Origin of the sequence: Streptomyces sp. BK340 (assembly GCF_007827595.1) — a bacterium.
Classification (GTDB): domain Bacteria; phylum Actinomycetota; class Actinomycetes; order Streptomycetales; family Streptomycetaceae; genus Streptomyces.
Genome location: NZ_VISR01000003.1, coordinates 527,526 through 542,732, shown reverse-complemented (window position 1 = coordinate 542,732; position 15,207 = coordinate 527,526). Strand labels below are relative to the sequence as shown.

Genomic DNA, 15,207 nt, shown 5'->3' with positions numbered 1-15,207 from the left:
GCGCAGGTCAGCAGGCGTCCCGCATCAGCTCGTCCAGGTCGTGGTCGAGGTCCAGCTGCAGGTGCTCCAGGCCGACCGGCACCAGGTCGCCGGTCGCCTGCAGGAACCGCCGGATCTCGCCGGAGCGCACGTGCACGATCGCGGTGCCCTCGGGTGCGTGGAACTCCAGCACGGTGCGGTCGTAGCCGTACGGCCGCACGCGCACGTCACCGAAGCCCTCCGGGCCGTGCAGCCCGGCCGCGAGCAGCTCGCGGGAGAAGGTCCAGCAGACCTCGACGCCCTCCAGGGTGGCCGGGGCCGGGAAGGTCATGCGGACGGCGAACGGGTCGCTCCGGTCGTAGCGCAGCTTCGCGGGAATGCTCGGCATGCGCGGTGCGGCGGCGACGAGGCGGGCCTCTACGGGCTGCTCGATGACGGTGGACAACGCCTTGCTCCCTCGTGACGGCTGGACGTACTTCAGGTGGGTGAGGCCTGGTAATGGAAGAGACGATGGAATCGGCCATTGCGTGCACGTCGGGAACGAGTGACCTCGGTCACCGCTTTCATGCACGGGGATGTGGCCGTGAGGTCCTCTGGACGGCGGCGGGGCGGTGGGCTAGCTTCGCCCGCCATGAGGCGCTTGGGGAGCACGCGACGCAGGGGACGGACGGGCCGGCTGGTGGCGGCGGGGGTGGCGTGCGGAGCGGCGCTGGCCGCGCTGACGGTGCCGGCCGCCGAGGCGGGACAGCTCGGTCAGGGAGGCCGGGGGACCGTGCACTGGGAGGCGAAGAACAGCGGCGCCCCGCAGGTGCGCTTCCGCGGTCTGGCAGCCGTCGACCGTGACACCGCCTGGCTGGCCGGTACGGCGGGCACCGTGCTGCGCACCACCGACGGCGGGGCGAGCTGGCGGAACGTCTCCCCGCCGGGCGCGGCCGACCTGCAGTTCCGGGACGTCGAGGCGTTCGACGCGCGGCGCGCGGTGGTGCTGGCCATCGGCGAGGGCGAGGCCTCCCGCGTCTACCGCACCGACGACGGCGGCGCGACCTGGACGGAGTCCTTCCGCAACACCGACCCGAAGGCCTTCTACGACTGCCTCGCCTTCTTCGACCGCCGTCACGGCCTCGCCATGAGCGACCCCGTCGACGGCAGGTTCCGCATCCTGTCCACCAGCGACGGCGGCCGTTCCTGGCGGGTGCTGCCCGCCGAGGGCATGCCGGCCGCCCTGGACGGCGAGGCCGGCTTCGCCGCGAGCGGCCAGTGTCTGGTCACCTCCGGGCCGCGGGACGTCTGGCTGGCGACCGGCGGCGGCGCCCACGCGCGCGTGCTGCACTCCGCCGACCGCGGACTGACCTGGACGGCCGCCGACACACCCGTTCCGGCGGGCGATCCGGCCAAGGGCGTCTTCGCGCTCGCCTTCCGCGACCGCACCCACGGACTCGCGGTCGGCGGCGACTACCGCCCCGACCAGACCTCGCCGCAGGCGGCCGCGGTCACCGACGACGGCGGCCGCACCTGGCGTCCCGCCGCGACCCCGCCGCCCTCCTACCGCTCCGGCGCCGCCTGGCTCCCGCACAGCCGCGGCGCCGCCCTCGCCGTCGGCCCCACCGGCACCGACCTGACCACCGACGGCGGCCGCACCTGGCGGACCATCGACACCGGCTCGTACGACACCGTGTCCTGCACCCCCGACCTCGGCTGCTGGGCGGCCGGCGAGAAGGGGCGGGTGGCCCGGCTGGAGCGCTGATGCGGGCGGCCGGATCGCGGGTACCCGGTCACCGTGCACGAGAGGAAGTGAGCGGTCATGCCACGTGGTTCCAGTCCCAAGCGGGAACGCCAGTACGAACACATCAAGGAGAGCGCGCTGGACCGGGGTGAGAGCACCCGGCGCGCCGAGGAGATCGCCGCGCGGACGGTGAACAAGGAACGCGCCCGGTCCGGAGAGTCGAAGACGGCCAGCCGCACCTCCACCCAGGACATGTCGTCCGGCGAGCGGGGCGGCCGGCGGTCGGGCAAGGGCTCGCAAGGGCCCACCTACGACCAGCTGTACAACGAGGCCAGGCAGCGGGGTGTCGAGGGCCGTTCGCACATGAACAAGGCGGAGCTGCAGCGCGCGCTGAACGACAGGAAGGGCTGAGCCCCCGGGCTCGGTCCGGCGTCGGGCTCAGTCCAGCGTCTGCCGGTGCCGGGCCAGTTCGGGGGCCGTCTTCGTGGCGAGGAACTCCGTGATGCGGTACTCGCACACCCCGGCGGCGATGAACGGGTCGCCCGCGGCGACCTCCTCGATGCGGGCGCGGTTCTCCGCGACGGCCAGGATCACGCCGCCGTCGCGGGGGTTCTTGCGTCCGGAGGCGAGGAAGAAACCCTTCTCGTACTGCTCGTCGAGCCAGGCCACATGCGCCGGGATGACGGCGTCGACGGCGTCGAGCGGGGCGGTGTAGGACAGCTCCAGTACGAACATGATCACGAGCCTACCCCCGGGCCGCACACGGGAGTCGGCGGCCCGTACAGTCTTGGCCATCATGACGACCGTAGGCGTACCCGCGGGCTGGCCCGCGACCGAGGAAGAGGCCCGCGCCGTACAGGACGAGCTGCGCGGGCGGGTGGTGCTCGACGAGCCGGGGCCGCCGCCCGGGACGGGGCACGTCACGGGCGTCGACGTCGCCTACGACGACGACCGCGACCTCGTCGCCGCGGCGGCCGTCGTCCTGGACGCGGCCACCCTGCACGTCGTCGCGGAGGCGACGGCCGTCGGCAGGATCTCCTTCCCGTACGTTCCCGGACTGCTCGCCTTCCGCGAGATCCCGACCGTGCGCGCAGCCCTGGACGCGTTGCCCTGCGCGCCGGGCCTGGTGGTGTGCGACGGCTACGGACTCGCCCACCCGCGGCGCTTCGGCCTCGCCGCCCACCTCGGCGTGCTCACCGGCCTGCCGACCATCGGCGTCGCCAAGAACCCGTTCACCTTCACGTACGACGAACCGGGATCCGCGCGGGGCAGTTCCACGCCGCTCCTCGCGGGCACCGAGGAGGTCGGCCGCGCCCTGCGCACCCGGGACGGCGTCAAGCCCGTCTTCGTCTCCGTCGGCCACCGCGTGAGCCTCGGCAACGCCCTGGCGCACACCCTGGCCCTGACCCCGGAGTTCCGCCTGCCGGAGACCACGCGCAGGGCCGACGCACTGTGCCGGCGGACGCTTCAGGAGGCGGCGATGCGCCAGGCGCCCACCTCCTGATACCGCGAGTCGTGGACGGCGGAACCGTCGCCGGGTTCGAGGGCGTAGTGGTGGAGGTTCCCGCCCCAGTAGCGCAGGATCCGCCCCAGCTCGCCGGCCCGGTCCGCCGCCGACGCGCCCTCGTCCACGGTCACTTCGAGTACGAACTTCACTTCCGTTCCCCCTCCTTCGGCCTGGGGTTCCAGCGTCTCACTGAAGTTCCCTGTGAAACTTCGAGTGCGTGGCCGCAGGTGGCTGGGCATCCCTGACGCGGAAAGTCTCAAATGCGGGAGAAGGCGTGCCCAGGGCGGGTGAGTACGTCGCCTGAGTACGCGCACGGATGTGCCCGCACCGGCCCGACGGCAGGCTGGCGCCCATGACGACGCACCGTTCCGCCAAGACCGTGACCCGTCCCGCCCAGCCCGTCGAGCGCGCCGTGACGGCCGCTCTGGTCCTCGCCGTGGTGGCGGGGTTCGCCTGGATCGGCGGGATGTTCTGGACGCTGCTGGGATGGCAGAGGTAGCGCCGGCGGGCTACTGCCTGGCGGCCACCCGGAAGGTGATCCCCGCCGCGCGCAGCCGCCCGGTCAGCGCGTCGCCCATCGCGGCGGCCGTGGTGACCTGACCCGCGGTCGGCGGCAGCTCGTCGAAGGCCAGGCAGAGGGCCGCCTCGGCGAACATCTTCGCCGTCTCGTCGTAGCCCGGGTCGCCGCCCGCCACCTCGGTGAAGACGCGCTGCCCGCCGCCCTCGCCGACGAAGCGGACCCGGAACCAGCTCTTCGCCCGCTTCTGCGGACTCGGCCCGTCCCCGGGCCGCAGCCGGTCCGACAGCCAGCGCCGGGCGGGCGGCAGCTGGGCGGCGGCCGCGACCGCGCCGACGGCGGCGACGCCGCCCGCGGCGACCGGCAGGTGCCGGACCGCCGCGTAGTGCCGGTAGCGGAAGTCGGGGCCGTACCGCTCCAGGGCCTTCGCCGAGCGGCGCACGATCTGCGGGTCGATGGTCGGCAGCGGCACCGCCCAGGCGCCGATCTCCCTGGCGAACCGCGGCGCGCCGGTCGGTGCCGTCACCCGGCGCCCCATCAGGCGCGGCTCGTGCCGGCCGCGCTCGCGGGCCGCGGCCATCATCTGCCGCCCGCGCGCGAACTGGTTCAGCGCCGAGGCCAGTGTGCCCCCGGAGAACGCCGCGTCGGCGGTCACGAACCCGTCCACGGTCAGCGGCACCCCCTCCGGCAGCTGCCGGACCGTGAAGTACGCGCCCAGGTCGTGCGGCACGGAGTCGAAACCGCAGGCGTGCACGAGGCGGGCGCCGGTCTCACGCGCGCGTGCGTCGTGCCGGACGTACATCAGGTCCACGAACTCGGGCTCGCCGGTGAGGTCGAGGTAGTCGGCCCCGGTGTCCGCGCAGGCGGCGACGAGTTCCTCGCCGTAGGTGACGTACGGCCCGACGGTCGTCGCCACCACGCGCGCGTGCTCGGCGAGTGCGCGCAGGGTGGCCGGTTCGCTCACGTCGGCGCGCAGCACCCCGATGCCGGAGCCGCCGGGCAGCCGGTCGCGCAGCCGCTCCAGCCGGCCCCGGTCGCGGCCGGCGATCGCCCAGCGGAGGTCCTCGGGCGCGTGCGCGGCGAGGTACTCCGCGGTGAGCGTGCCGACGAAGCCGGTGGCCCCGAAGAGCACGATGTCGTAGGGACGATCCGTCCTTTTTAGCCTGCTCATGACACCCCTTGATCGTGCAGCCGCGCCGCTGTCGGTGGCTGAGGCTAGCGTGAAGCGTACGGACTCCCGACACGGCCTCGGCGGGTCCGGCCGGGCACTTGGCTAAGCGCTTGCTCGTTCAGGTCTTGTGTCCGGTGGAACGTGTTCTTAGCATCACTGGTGTTACATCAGTTGTGTCACATGGCTGGGGGCAGGACGGGATGACGACGGCAGGGACGCCGACGACGTCGGGGCACGGCCCGCTCTCAGGCGTGCGCGTGGTGGAGCTGGCAGGCATCGGACCGGGTCCGTTCGCCGCCATGCTCCTCGCCGACCTGGGCGCCGACGTGGTCCGCGTCGACCGCCCGGGCGGTCCGGGCCTCGGGATCGACCCCGCGTACGACGTGACCAATCGCAACAAGCGCTCGGTCATCGTCGACCTGAAGGCGCCGGACGGCCCCGCGCGCGTCCTGGACCTCGCAGCCCGGGCCGACATCCTCATCGAGGGCTACCGCCCAGGGGTGGCCGAGCGGCTCAGTGTCGGCCCAGGGGACTGTCACGCCCGCAACCCCCGTCTGGTCTACGGCCGCATGACCGGCTGGGGACAGGAAGGCCCGCTGGCCGACCGCGCGGGCCACGACGTGGCGTACATCGCCCTCACCGGCACCCTCGGCATGATCGGCCGGCCGGACGAGCCCCCGGCCGTCCCCGCCAACCTGCTCGGCGACTACGCGGGCGGCTCCCTCTACCTGGTCGTCGGCGTCCTCGCCGCCCTGCACCACGCACGCGCGACCGGCACCGGCCAGGTCGTGGACGCGGCCATCGTCGACGGCACCGCGCACCTGTCCGCGATGATCCACGGCATGCTCGCCGCCGGCGGCTGGCAGGACCGGCGCGGCGCCAACCTCCTGGACGGCGGCTGCCCGTACTACGGCACCTACGAGACCGCCGACGGCGGCCACATGGCGGTCGGCGCCCTGGAGACGCAGTTCTACGAGGAGTTCCTGCACCTGCTCGGCCTCGACGACATGGTCTTGGCCCGCAAGGACTGGACCCGCTGGGGCGAGCTGCGCGAACGCGTCGCCGCCCGTTTCAAGTCGCGCACGCGGGACGAGTGGACGGCCCTCTTCGAGGGCTCCGACGCCTGTGTGGCCCCCGTCCTCTCCCTCGGTGAGGCCCCGCACCACCCGCACCTGGCCGCCCGCGGCACCTTCACCGACCACGGCGGCATCACGCAGCCCGCCCCCGCCCCCCGGTTCTCCGCGACCCCCACCACGGTCCGCACCGGCCCGGCCCTGCCGGGCGCGGACGCCGGGACGGTGGCGCGCGACTGGGGCATACCTGACCTCGTGACCGACGACCTCGTCACCGAGGGCGACTGACTCCGCCCACCTGACGACCACCCGCCCTCGGCGACCGACTCCCGCTCGGCCCGCCCTCCCGAAAGGCACATCAGTGAGCACCGAAGCGTACGTGTACGACGCGATCCGCACCCCGCGCGGCCGCGGCAAGGCGAACGGCGCCCTGCACGGCACGAAGCCCATCGACCTGGTCGTCGGCCTGATCCACGAGATCCGGGACCGCTTCCCGGGCCTCGACCCGGCCGCGATCGACGACATCGTGCTCGGTGTCGTCGGCCCGGTCGGGGACCAGGGTTCCGACATCGCCCGGATCGCCGCCATCGCCGCCGGACTGCCGGACACGGTCGCGGGCGTGCAGGAGAACCGCTTCTGTGCCTCGGGCCTTGAGGCCGTCAACCTGGCCGCCATGAAGGTCCGCTCGGGCTGGGAGGACCTGGTGCTGGCCGGCGGCGTGGAGTCCATGTCCCGCGTGCCGATGGCCTCGGACGGCGGCGCCTGGTTCAACGACCCGATGACCAACCTGGCCGTCAACTTCGTGCCGCAGGGCATCGGCGCGGACCTCATCGCGACGATCGAGGGCTTCTCCCGCCGGGACGTGGACGAGTACGCGGCCCTGTCCCAGGAACGCGCCGCGACCGCGTGGAAGGAGGGCCGGTTCGACCGCTCCGTCGTCCCCGTCAAGGACCGCAGCGGCCTGGTCGTCCTCGACCACGACGAGCACCTGCGCCCGGGCACCACGGCCGACTCCCTGGCGAAGCTGAAGGCGTCGTTCGCGGACATCGGTGAGCTGGGCGGCTTCGACGCCGTCGCGCTGCAGAAGTACCACTGGGTGGAGAAGATCGACCACGTCCACCACGCGGGCAACTCCTCCGGCATCGTGGACGGCGCCTCGCTCGTCGCGATCGGCTCCAAGGAGGTCGGCGAGCGCTACGGCCTCACCCCCCGCGCCCGGATCGTCTCCGCGGCCGTCTCCGGATCCGAGCCCACCATCATGCTCACCGGACCCGCGCCCGCCACCCGCAAGGCGCTCGCCAAGGCCGGACTGACCATCGACGACATCGACCTGGTCGAGATCAACGAGGCGTTCGCCGCGGTCGTGCTGCGCTTCGTCAGGGACATGGGCCTGTCCCTGGACAAGGTCAACGTCAACGGCGGTGCCATCGCCCTGGGCCACCCGCTCGGCGCCACCGGCGCGATGATCCTCGGCTCACTCGTCGACGAACTGGAGCGCCAGGACAAGCGGTACGGCCTCGCCACCCTCTGCGTGGGCGGCGGCATGGGCATCGCCACCATCGTCGAGCGCATCTGAACTCCCTGCGGAATGCGGAATCACGAGACTTCAACGGAGACGACTGTCATGACCGAGAGCACCACCATCCGCTGGGAGCAGGACGACACCGGTGTCGTCACCCTCGTCCTCGACGACCCCAACCAGTCCGCGAACACCATGAACCAGGCGTTCCGTGACTCCCTCGCCGCCATCACCGACCGCCTGGAGGCCGAGCAGGACTCCATCCGCGGCATCATCTTCACCTCGGCGAAGAAGACCTTCTTCGCGGGCGGCGACCTGCGCGACCTGATCCGGGTCACGCCGGAGACCGCGCAGGACCTGTTCGACGGCGGCCTCGCCATCAAGCGCAACCTGCGCCGCATCGAGACCCTCGGCAAGCCGGTCGTCGCGGCGATCAACGGCGCCGCCCTGGGCGGCGGCTTCGAACTGGCCCTCGCCTGCCACCACCGGGTCGCCCTCGACACCTCCGGCACCAAGATCGGCTGCCCCGAGGTCACCCTCGGCCTGCTCCCCGGCGGCGGCGGAGTCGTCCGCACCGTACGGCTGCTGGGCATCGCGGACGCCCTCCTGAAGGTGCTCCTCCAGGGCCAGCAGTACAACGCCGCGCGCGCCCAGGAGAACGGTCTCGTCCACGAGGTCGCCGCCACGCCGGAGGAACTGCTCGCCAAGGCCCGCGCCTTCATCGACGCCAACCCCGAGTCGCAGCAGCCCTGGGACAGGCCGGGCTACAAGATCCCCGGCGGCACGCCGGCCAACCCCAAGTTCGCCGCCAACCTGCCCGCCTTCCCGGCCACCCTGCGCAAGCAGACCAACGGCGCTCCCTACCCCGCGCCGCGCAACATCCTCGCCGCGGCTGTCGAGGGCTCCCAGGTCGACTTCGAGACCGCCCAGGTCATCGAGGCCCGCTACTTCGTGGAGCTGGCCGCAGGCCAGACCTCGAAGAACATGATCCAGGCGTTCTTCTTCGACCTGCAGGCCGTCAACTCCGGCGCCAACCGCCCCAAGGGCATCGAACCCCGCCAGGTCCGCAAGGTCGCCGTCCTCGGCGCGGGCATGATGGGCGCCGGCATCGCGTACTCCTGCGCCCGCGCGGGCATCGAGGTCGTCCTCAAGGACGTCTCCCTCGAATCGGCCGTCAAGGGCAAGGGCTACTCCGAGAAGCTGTGCGCGAAGGCCGTCGCCAGGGGCCGCACCAGCCGGGAGAAGGCCGACGCCCTCCTGGCCCGCATCACCCCGACCGCCGAGGCGGCGGACCTCGCGGGCTGCGACGCGGTCATCGAGGCCGTCTTCGAGGACACCTCGCTCAAGCACAAGGTGTTCCAGGAGATCGAGTCGGTCGTCGCCCCCGACGCACTGCTGTGCTCCAACACCTCCACCCTGCCCATCACCGCCCTCGCCGAGGGTGTGGAGCGCCAGGGCGACTTCATCGGACTGCACTTCTTCTCACCCGTCGACAAGATGCCCCTGGTCGAGATCATCAAGGGCGAGCGCACCGGTGACGAAGCCCTCGCCCGCGCCTTCGACCTGGTCCGCCAGATCAACAAGACACCGATCGTCGTCAACGACTCGCGCGGCTTCTTCACCTCACGGGTCATCGGCCACTTCATCAACGAGGGCGTCGCCATGGTGGGCGAGGGCGTCGAACCCGCGTCCGTGGAGCAGGCCGCCGCCCAGGCCGGCTACCCGGCCAAGGTGCTCTCCCTCATGGACGAGCTGACCCTCACCCTGCCGCGCAAGATCCGCAACGAGACGAAGAAGGCCGTCGAAGAGGCCGGCGGCACCTGGTCCGCGCACCCCGCGGAGGCGGTCATCGACCGCATGGTCGACGAGTTCGGCCGCCCCGGCCGCAGCGGCGGCGCCGGCTTCTACGACTACGCGGACGACGGCAAGCGGGCCGCACTCTGGCCCGGTCTGCGCGAACACTTCACCAAGCCCGGCCACGAGATCCCCTTCCGCGACATGCAGGAGCGGATGCTCTTCTCCGAAGCCCTCGACACCGTCCGCCTCCTCGAAGAAGGCGTCCTGACCTCGGTCGCCGACGCCAACATCGGCTCCATCTTCGGCATCGGCTTCCCGGGCTGGACCGGCGGCGTGCTCCAGTACATCAACGGCTACGAAGGCGGCCTGCCCGGATTCGTGGCCCGCGCGCGTGAACTCGCCGAGCGCTACGGCGAGCGTTTCACCCCGCCCGCGCTGCTGGTGGAGAAGGCGGAGAGGGGAGAGCGGTTCAGCGACTCAGCCGGCTCGTGATCCGCTGAGCCACTCGCTCAGCTCTTCCCGCAGCGACCGCTGGAACGTCGTCAGCAGCGCCTGCACCACCAGCGGGTGCATGTGCGCCGACAGGGACTTCACGTCCCGGGCGTCACGCTCCGCCACCTCGTCACGGAAGAGCTGAGCCAGCTCGTGGGCCGCGGCGCGCGAGTGCTCGATGAGCACCTTGCGCGCCGCGAGGATCGCGTCCTGCGACAGAGGTACGTCCAGGAGCTGGACGCCGAGTCGGAGCAGCCCGGAGTCGACCCGGAACGTCGCCTCTTCGTCCCCGTCGCCGTCCCCGGGCACGACGGCGCTCATCGCCGCCAGCCGCTCGATGTCCTCGGGGGCGAGCGGCCGTCCCGCGCGCCGCTCCAGCTCCCGCCGCGACACCGTCTCCACCAGGTCCGGCGCCCACGACGCGACCACCGCACGGTGGATGGCCAGATCGTGCGGGGTGAGGTCGGGCGGCAGCTGCCCCAGGTACCGCTCGATCGCCGCGAGCGTCATGCCCTGCCGCTGCAACTCCTCGATGAGGGCCAGTCGTGCCACGTGTCCGGGCCCGTAGTGACCCACCCTGCGCGGACCGATCACCGGCGGCGGGAGCAGCCCCTTGCTGCTGTAGAAGCGCACGGTGCGGACCGTGAGGCCCGCCCGGGCGGCCAGCTCGTCGATGGTGAGGGTCGGCTCCTCGGCCTCGCTTGTCATGTGCAGCAGTATCGCTGTCTCACCAATGCTGTGACACCCCGGATGAACACTGGGTGTACTCCGAGTGGATCATGTGAGAAGTAACGCTCTGTGACATGGGCCACCGCATATCCGCGACCTCTCTGGGAAGCTGCTGCCTTGGTCTGTACCGCGACTCACCAGGGTGGTGCGGGCCGAACTGTACGGACACCCGGGCCCACGAGGCCCGGGCGGACCAGGAAGTAGAACCACCCGTGAGCAACGAAGCCGTGGAATCGGCCCAGGCGGCCGCCCGTCCCCAGGCGGCCCAGACGCCCGCGGACGCGGGCGACGCCGGCTACAGCAAGGACCTCAAGGCCCGCCACGTCAACATGATCGCCATCGGCGGCGCCATCGGCACCGGACTCCTCCTGGGCGCCGGCGGCCGCCTGCACAACGCGGGCCCGGCGCTCGCCCTGGCCTACCTGGTCTGCGGCGTCTTCGCCTTCTTCGTCGTCCGGGCCCTGGGCGAGCTGGTCCTGTACCGCCCGTCCTCCGGCTCCTTCGTGTCGTACGCGCGCGAGTTCCTCGGTGAGAAGGGCGCCTACGTCGCCGGCTGGATGTACTTCCTCAACTGGTCGACCACCGGCATCGCCGACATCACCGCGATCGCGCTCTACACGCACTACTGGAGCATGTTCACGAGCATTCCCCAGTGGGTGCTCGCCCTGATCGCCCTCGCGGTGGTCCTCGCCGTGAACCTGATCTCGGTGAAGATCTTCGGCGAGATGGAGTTCTGGTTCGCGATCGTCAAGGTCGCCACCATCGTCGGCTTCATGCTGATCGGCATCTTCCTGCTCGCCACCCAGCACAAGGTCGGCGGCCACACCCCCGGTCTGAGCATGATCACCGACCACGGCGGGGTCTTCCCGCATGGTGTGATGCCCGTCGTCCTGGTCATGCAGGGCGTGATCTTCGCGTACGCCGCGCTGGAGCTGGTCGGCGTCGCCGCCGGCGAGACCGCCGAGCCGGAGAAGGTCGTCCCGCGCGCGGTGAACTCGATCATGTGGCGGGTGGGCCTGTTCTACGTCGGCTCGGTCGTGCTGCTCGCCCTGCTGCTGCCGGGCTCCGTGTACTCCGCCGACCAGAGCCCGTTCGTCACGGTCCTGTCGAAGATCGGCGTCCCGGCGGCCGGCGACGTGATGAACCTGGTCGTCCTGACCGCCGCCATGTCCTCGCTGAACTCCGGCCTGTACTCCACCGGCCGCATCCTGCGCTCGATGGCCATGGCGGGCTCCGCGCCCAAGTTCACCGCCCGGATGAACCGCAGCCAGGTCCCCTACGGCGGCATCCTGCTGACCTGTGCGGTCTGCGTGCTCGGCGTCGGCCTGAACTACCTGATGCCCAGCCAGGCGTTCGAGATCGTGCTGAACGTCGCCTCCCTCGGCATCATCAGCACCTGGGTGATCATCATGCTGTGCCACATGATCTTCGTCCGCCGTGCCCGCGCGGGCCTGGCCACCCGGCCGCACTTCCGCCTGAAGGGCAGCCCGGTCACGGAGATCGCCACGATCACCTTCCTGCTGGTCTGCCTCGGCATGATGTGGAACGACCCCGAGGTCGGCCGCAGGACCCTGCTGCTCATTCCGGTGATCGCCGTGATGCTGGTCGCCGGCTGGTTCGCGGTGCGCCGCCGGGCGTCCAAGAACACCGACCAGGAGCTGTCGCAGCTGACGAAGTAGCAGCTCACCGCCACTGTCAGTGGCATCGCCTACGGTGGCGTCATGTCGGAGATCACGTATGTCCGGGGTGACGCCACCGTTCCGTCGGTCAAGGGCGTGAAGGTGATCGCCCATGTCTGCAACGACATCGGGGGCTGGGGGAAGGGCTTCGTCCTCGCGCTCTCGCGGCGCTGGCCGGAGCCCGAGGCGGCCTACCGGGCGTGGCACCGCGACCGCGCGAGGAACGACTTCGGGCTGGGCGCGGTCCAGCTGGTCAAGGTCGCCCCGCACGTCTGGGTGGCCAACATGGTCGGCCAGCGAGGCATCGGTACAGGTAGCAAGGGCGTCCCCGTCCGCTACGAGGCGATCGACACCGCCCTCGGCCGGCTCGCCGACGAAGTGATCGAACTCGGCGCGTCGGTGCACATGCCCCGCATAGGCTGCGGCCTGGCGGGCGGCAAGTGGTCCCGCATAGAACCGCTCGTCACCGAGCGGTTGGTGAGCCGCGGCATCGCGGTGACGGTCTACGACCACGGGGAGGGCGGGGGATGACCGCACAGGCAGGTGCTCACGACGTTCTGGTGCTGGGCGGAGCCGGCGTCGACACGATCGTGTACGTCCCGGAGCTGCCGCTCCCGTACGCCGACAGCTACATGATCGACTCCGGGATCCGGACCCGCGCCGGGCAGACCGGGGACTTCGTCGCCGTGGGCCTGGCCGCGCTGGGGCTGCGCACACACCACCTCGACCTGCTCGGTGACGACCCCGAGGGCGACCTCGTCCGTGTCCTGCACGAGGAGCGGGGCATCGGGCTCACCGCCCTACCGCAACCCGCCGGGACCAAGCGCGCGGTGAACCTCGTCGGCCCGGACGGGCGCCGCCTGTCCCTGTACGACACCAGCCGCGCCCACCCCGACGACCGTTTCCCCGAGGAGACCCTGCGCAAGCTGGCCGCGGCGAGCCGGCACGTCCACGTGACCATCACCCAGCCCTGCGCCCACGCCCTGCCGGTGCTGGCCGAGGCGGGCGTGCCACTCTCCACGGACCTGCACGACTGGGACGGCGAGAATCCGTACCACGAGCCGTTCGCGCTCGCGGCGGACGTCGTCTTCCTCTCCGCCGCCGCACTCACCGACCCCGAGCGGACCATGCGGCGGATCGCCGAGCGCGGCCGGGCCGAGACCGTCGTCGCCACCGCGGGCGCCGAGGGCGCTCATCTGCTGGCCGACGGCGAGCTGACCCGGATACCGGCGGCGGACCCGCCCGCGCCGGTGGTCGACTCCAACGGCGCGGGCGACGCCTTCGCCGCCGCCTTCCTCTACGGCCGCCTCACCGGCGAGCCGCCCCGGCGGTGTGCCTGGTACGGGGCGGTCGCCGGGGCGTACGCCTGCACGGTCCCGGCCACCCGCGCGGAGGCGATGGGCCGGGACGAACTCCTCGAGCGGGCGGCCGGGCCGAGACCGTGAGGCGCCCGGGCGTCAGTGGCCGTGGACGTCGTTCGTCGCCTCGATCCGCTTCCACGACTTCGGCTGGGTGACCGTCGTGCCCGCCTTCACGAGGGACGCCGTGTGTGCCGCGGGAGCGGCCGGCTTCGACGGCTGGAAGAGCCAGGTGTGGAACAGTGCGGCCAGCGGTTTGCCGGACACCTGCTCGGCGTACCTCTGGAAGTCGGCCACGGAGGCGTTGCCGTAGGCGTGCTCCTTCGGCCAGCCCTTCAGGACGGCGAAGAAGGCGTCGTCACCGATCTCGTTGCGCAGCGCCTGGATGGCGAGCGCACCCCGGTCGTACACGGCGATGTCGAACTGGTCGTCAGGGCCCGGGTCGCCGGGCTTGACCGTCCAGAACGCGTCGTCGGCCGGGTGGGAGGCGTACACGTAGTCGGCGAGCTCCTGGGCGGTGCCCTCGCCCTCGTGCTCGGACCACAGCCACTGCGCGTAGCGTGCGAAGCCCTCGTTGATCCAGATGTCCTTCCAGTCCTTCAGCGACACGTCGTCGCCGTACCACTGGTGGGCCAGCTCGTGCACGACCACCGAGGTGTTGGAGCCGTTCGCGAACTGCTTGGGGCTGTAGTAGACGCGGGTCTGTGTCTCGAGCGCGTAGCCGGTGGTGGTGTTCGGCACGTACCCGCCGGCCGTGCTGAACGGATACGGCCCGAAGTAGCCGCTCAGCCAGTCGACCAGCTCCCCGGTGCGCTCCACACTGGCCCGCGCGGCACCGTCGTTGTCACCGAGGTCCTTGCTGTAGGCGTTGATGACGGGCACCCCGCCGTCGGAGGTGCTGGTGGTGATGTCGAACCTGCCGAGGGCGAGCGTGGCCAGATAGGTCGCCTGCGGCTTGTTCTGCCGCCAGTTGTAACGGGTCCAGCCCAGCTTCGAACTGGTGGACTGGAGTGTGCCGTTGGAGATGGCCTGGGTGCCGTCCGGCACGGCCACCGACACGTCGTAGGTCGCCTTGTCGCTCGGATGGTCGTTGCTCGGGAACCACCACCAGGCGGCCTCGGGCTCGTCCGCGGCCACCGCGCCGTCCGGCGTGCGGTGCCAGGTGGTGAAACCGTAGGCGCTCTTCGCCGACGGCACCCCGCTGTAGCGGACGACGACGGTCACCGCCGCACCCTTGGCCAGCGGCGTCTTCGGGGTGACGACCAGTTCGTGCTGGCCGGACGTCGCGAATGACGCCTGGGCGCCGTTGACCCGCACCTCGCTCACGTTCAGCAGGAAGTCCAGGTCGAAGCTGGACAGGTCCTGGGTGGTCTTCGCCAGGATGGTCGCCGTGCCCTGCAGCTCGTCCGTCTTCGGCTGGTACTGCAGCCTCAGGTCGTAGTGCGAGACGTCGTAGCCGCCGTTGCCGTAGTCGGGGTAGTAGGGGTCGCCGATGCCCGGCGCGCCCGGGGAGAGGCTCGCGGCCGATGCCGGGATCGCCAGCAGGAGGGAGGCCGCCGCGAGTGCTCCCGGCGCGATGATTCTGCGGTGCACGTCAGCTCCAAGTCGTCTGGACAGGAAGTCTGTTCGGAGCCTATTCAGTAGCTGTGGCCCCTGACCTGTC

At 71.6% G+C, this 15,207-nt stretch carries 16 protein-coding genes; 10 read left to right on the top strand and 6 right to left on the bottom strand.

Translation table 11 applies throughout. The annotated features are described in order from the left end of the window. Window positions 1–7 precede the first annotated feature (7 nt). Window positions 8–424: an SsgA family sporulation/cell division regulator gene (locus FB157_RS09040; RefSeq protein WP_145877712.1), complete on the bottom strand. Its 417-nt coding sequence runs from the start codon at window positions 422–424 to the stop codon at window positions 8–10. Between the two features lie 186 nt (window positions 425–610). Here FB157_RS09040 and FB157_RS09035 point away from each other — a divergent pair, with 186 nt between their 5' ends. Next, window positions 611–1,723, top strand: a complete 1,113-nt coding sequence (locus FB157_RS09035) for an oxidoreductase (protein WP_186581418.1) — start codon at window positions 611–613, stop codon at window positions 1,721–1,723. A gap of 57 nt (window positions 1,724–1,780) precedes the next feature. Next, window positions 1,781–2,113, top strand: a complete 333-nt coding sequence (locus tag FB157_RS09030) for a plasmid stabilization protein (protein WP_145877710.1) — start codon at window positions 1,781–1,783, stop codon at window positions 2,111–2,113. A gap of 27 nt (window positions 2,114–2,140) precedes the next feature. On the opposite strand, the gene FB157_RS09025 is transcribed toward FB157_RS09030, so the two are convergent. Then, window positions 2,141–2,437, bottom strand: coding sequence for a YciI family protein (locus FB157_RS09025; RefSeq protein WP_145877708.1), 297 nt, complete (start codon window positions 2,435–2,437; stop codon window positions 2,141–2,143). Between the two features lie 61 nt (window positions 2,438–2,498). Between FB157_RS09025 and FB157_RS09020 the strand changes: the two genes are divergently transcribed. After that, complete coding sequence (locus FB157_RS09020) at window positions 2,499–3,206, top strand: endonuclease V (RefSeq protein ID WP_145877706.1); 708 nt, start codon at window positions 2,499–2,501, stop codon at window positions 3,204–3,206. On the opposite strand, the gene FB157_RS09015 is transcribed toward FB157_RS09020, so the two are convergent. Then, window positions 3,170–3,358 (bottom strand): hypothetical protein, encoded by a 189-nt coding sequence (locus FB157_RS09015; protein WP_145877705.1) that lies wholly within the window; start codon window positions 3,356–3,358, stop codon window positions 3,170–3,172. The genes FB157_RS09020 and FB157_RS09015 overlap by 37 nt on opposite strands. 203 nt (window positions 3,359–3,561) lie before the next feature. Here FB157_RS09015 and mmpA point away from each other — a divergent pair, with 203 nt between their 5' ends. Beyond that, the gene (gene mmpA, locus FB157_RS09010; RefSeq protein WP_186581417.1) at window positions 3,562–3,708 is read left to right on the top strand and encodes a morphogenic membrane protein MmpA; all 147 of its coding nucleotides are present in this window, start codon (window positions 3,562–3,564) and stop codon (window positions 3,706–3,708) included. Between the two features lie 10 nt (window positions 3,709–3,718). Here the strand turns inward: mmpA and FB157_RS09005 are convergent, their stop codons facing one another. Further along, window positions 3,719–4,897, bottom strand: coding sequence for a trans-acting enoyl reductase family protein (locus FB157_RS09005; RefSeq protein ID WP_145877701.1), 1,179 nt, complete (start codon window positions 4,895–4,897; stop codon window positions 3,719–3,721). A 200-nt stretch (window positions 4,898–5,097) separates the two neighbouring features. On the opposite strand from FB157_RS09005, the gene FB157_RS09000 reads away from it, so the two are divergent. The 3 genes from FB157_RS09000 to FB157_RS08990 all read left to right on the top strand — a co-directional run bounded on the left by FB157_RS09000 (window position 5,098) and on the right by FB157_RS08990 (window position 9,778). Further along, a complete protein-coding gene (locus tag FB157_RS09000) occupies window positions 5,098–6,258 on the top strand; it encodes a CaiB/BaiF CoA-transferase family protein (protein WP_186581416.1) in 1,161 nt (386 codons plus the stop codon). 73 nt (window positions 6,259–6,331) lie between these two features. Continuing rightward, on the top strand, window positions 6,332–7,546 hold the full coding sequence (locus FB157_RS08995) for an acetyl-CoA C-acetyltransferase (RefSeq protein WP_145877700.1): 1,215 nt from the start codon (window positions 6,332–6,334) through the stop codon (window positions 7,544–7,546). 48 nt (window positions 7,547–7,594) lie between these two features. Beyond that, window positions 7,595–9,778, top strand: a complete 2,184-nt coding sequence (locus tag FB157_RS08990; protein WP_145877698.1) for a 3-hydroxyacyl-CoA dehydrogenase NAD-binding domain-containing protein — start codon at window positions 7,595–7,597, stop codon at window positions 9,776–9,778. Here the strand turns inward: FB157_RS08990 and FB157_RS08985 are convergent. Then, complete coding sequence (locus FB157_RS08985; RefSeq protein WP_145877696.1) at window positions 9,764–10,486, bottom strand: MerR family transcriptional regulator; 723 nt, start codon at window positions 10,484–10,486, stop codon at window positions 9,764–9,766. The genes FB157_RS08990 and FB157_RS08985 overlap by 15 nt on opposite strands. A gap of 233 nt (window positions 10,487–10,719) precedes the next feature. Between FB157_RS08985 and FB157_RS08975 the strand changes: the two genes are divergently transcribed. The 3 genes from FB157_RS08975 to FB157_RS08965 are packed head-to-tail and all read left to right on the top strand — an operon-like array spanning window position 10,720 to window position 13,631. After that, window positions 10,720–12,186: an amino acid permease gene (locus FB157_RS08975; RefSeq protein WP_145877694.1), complete on the top strand. Its 1,467-nt coding sequence runs from the start codon at window positions 10,720–10,722 to the stop codon at window positions 12,184–12,186. 42 nt (window positions 12,187–12,228) lie between these two features. Next, window positions 12,229–12,717 carry a macro domain-containing protein gene (locus FB157_RS08970; protein ID WP_145877693.1) on the top strand — a complete coding sequence of 163 codons (489 nt, stop codon included), beginning with the start codon at window positions 12,229–12,231 and terminating at the stop codon, window positions 12,715–12,717. Next, on the top strand, window positions 12,714–13,631 hold the full coding sequence (locus FB157_RS08965) for an adenosine kinase (protein WP_145877690.1): 918 nt from the start codon (window positions 12,714–12,716) through the stop codon (window positions 13,629–13,631). The genes FB157_RS08970 and FB157_RS08965 overlap by 4 nt, the downstream gene beginning before the upstream one ends. Window positions 13,632–13,643: 12 nt before the next feature. Here the strand turns inward: FB157_RS08965 and FB157_RS08960 are convergent, their stop codons facing one another. Then, entirely contained in the window at window positions 13,644–15,137 is a 1,494-nt protein-coding gene (locus FB157_RS08960) for a M1 family metallopeptidase (RefSeq protein WP_145877687.1), read from the bottom strand. Between the last annotated feature and the right edge of the window lie 70 nt (window positions 15,138–15,207).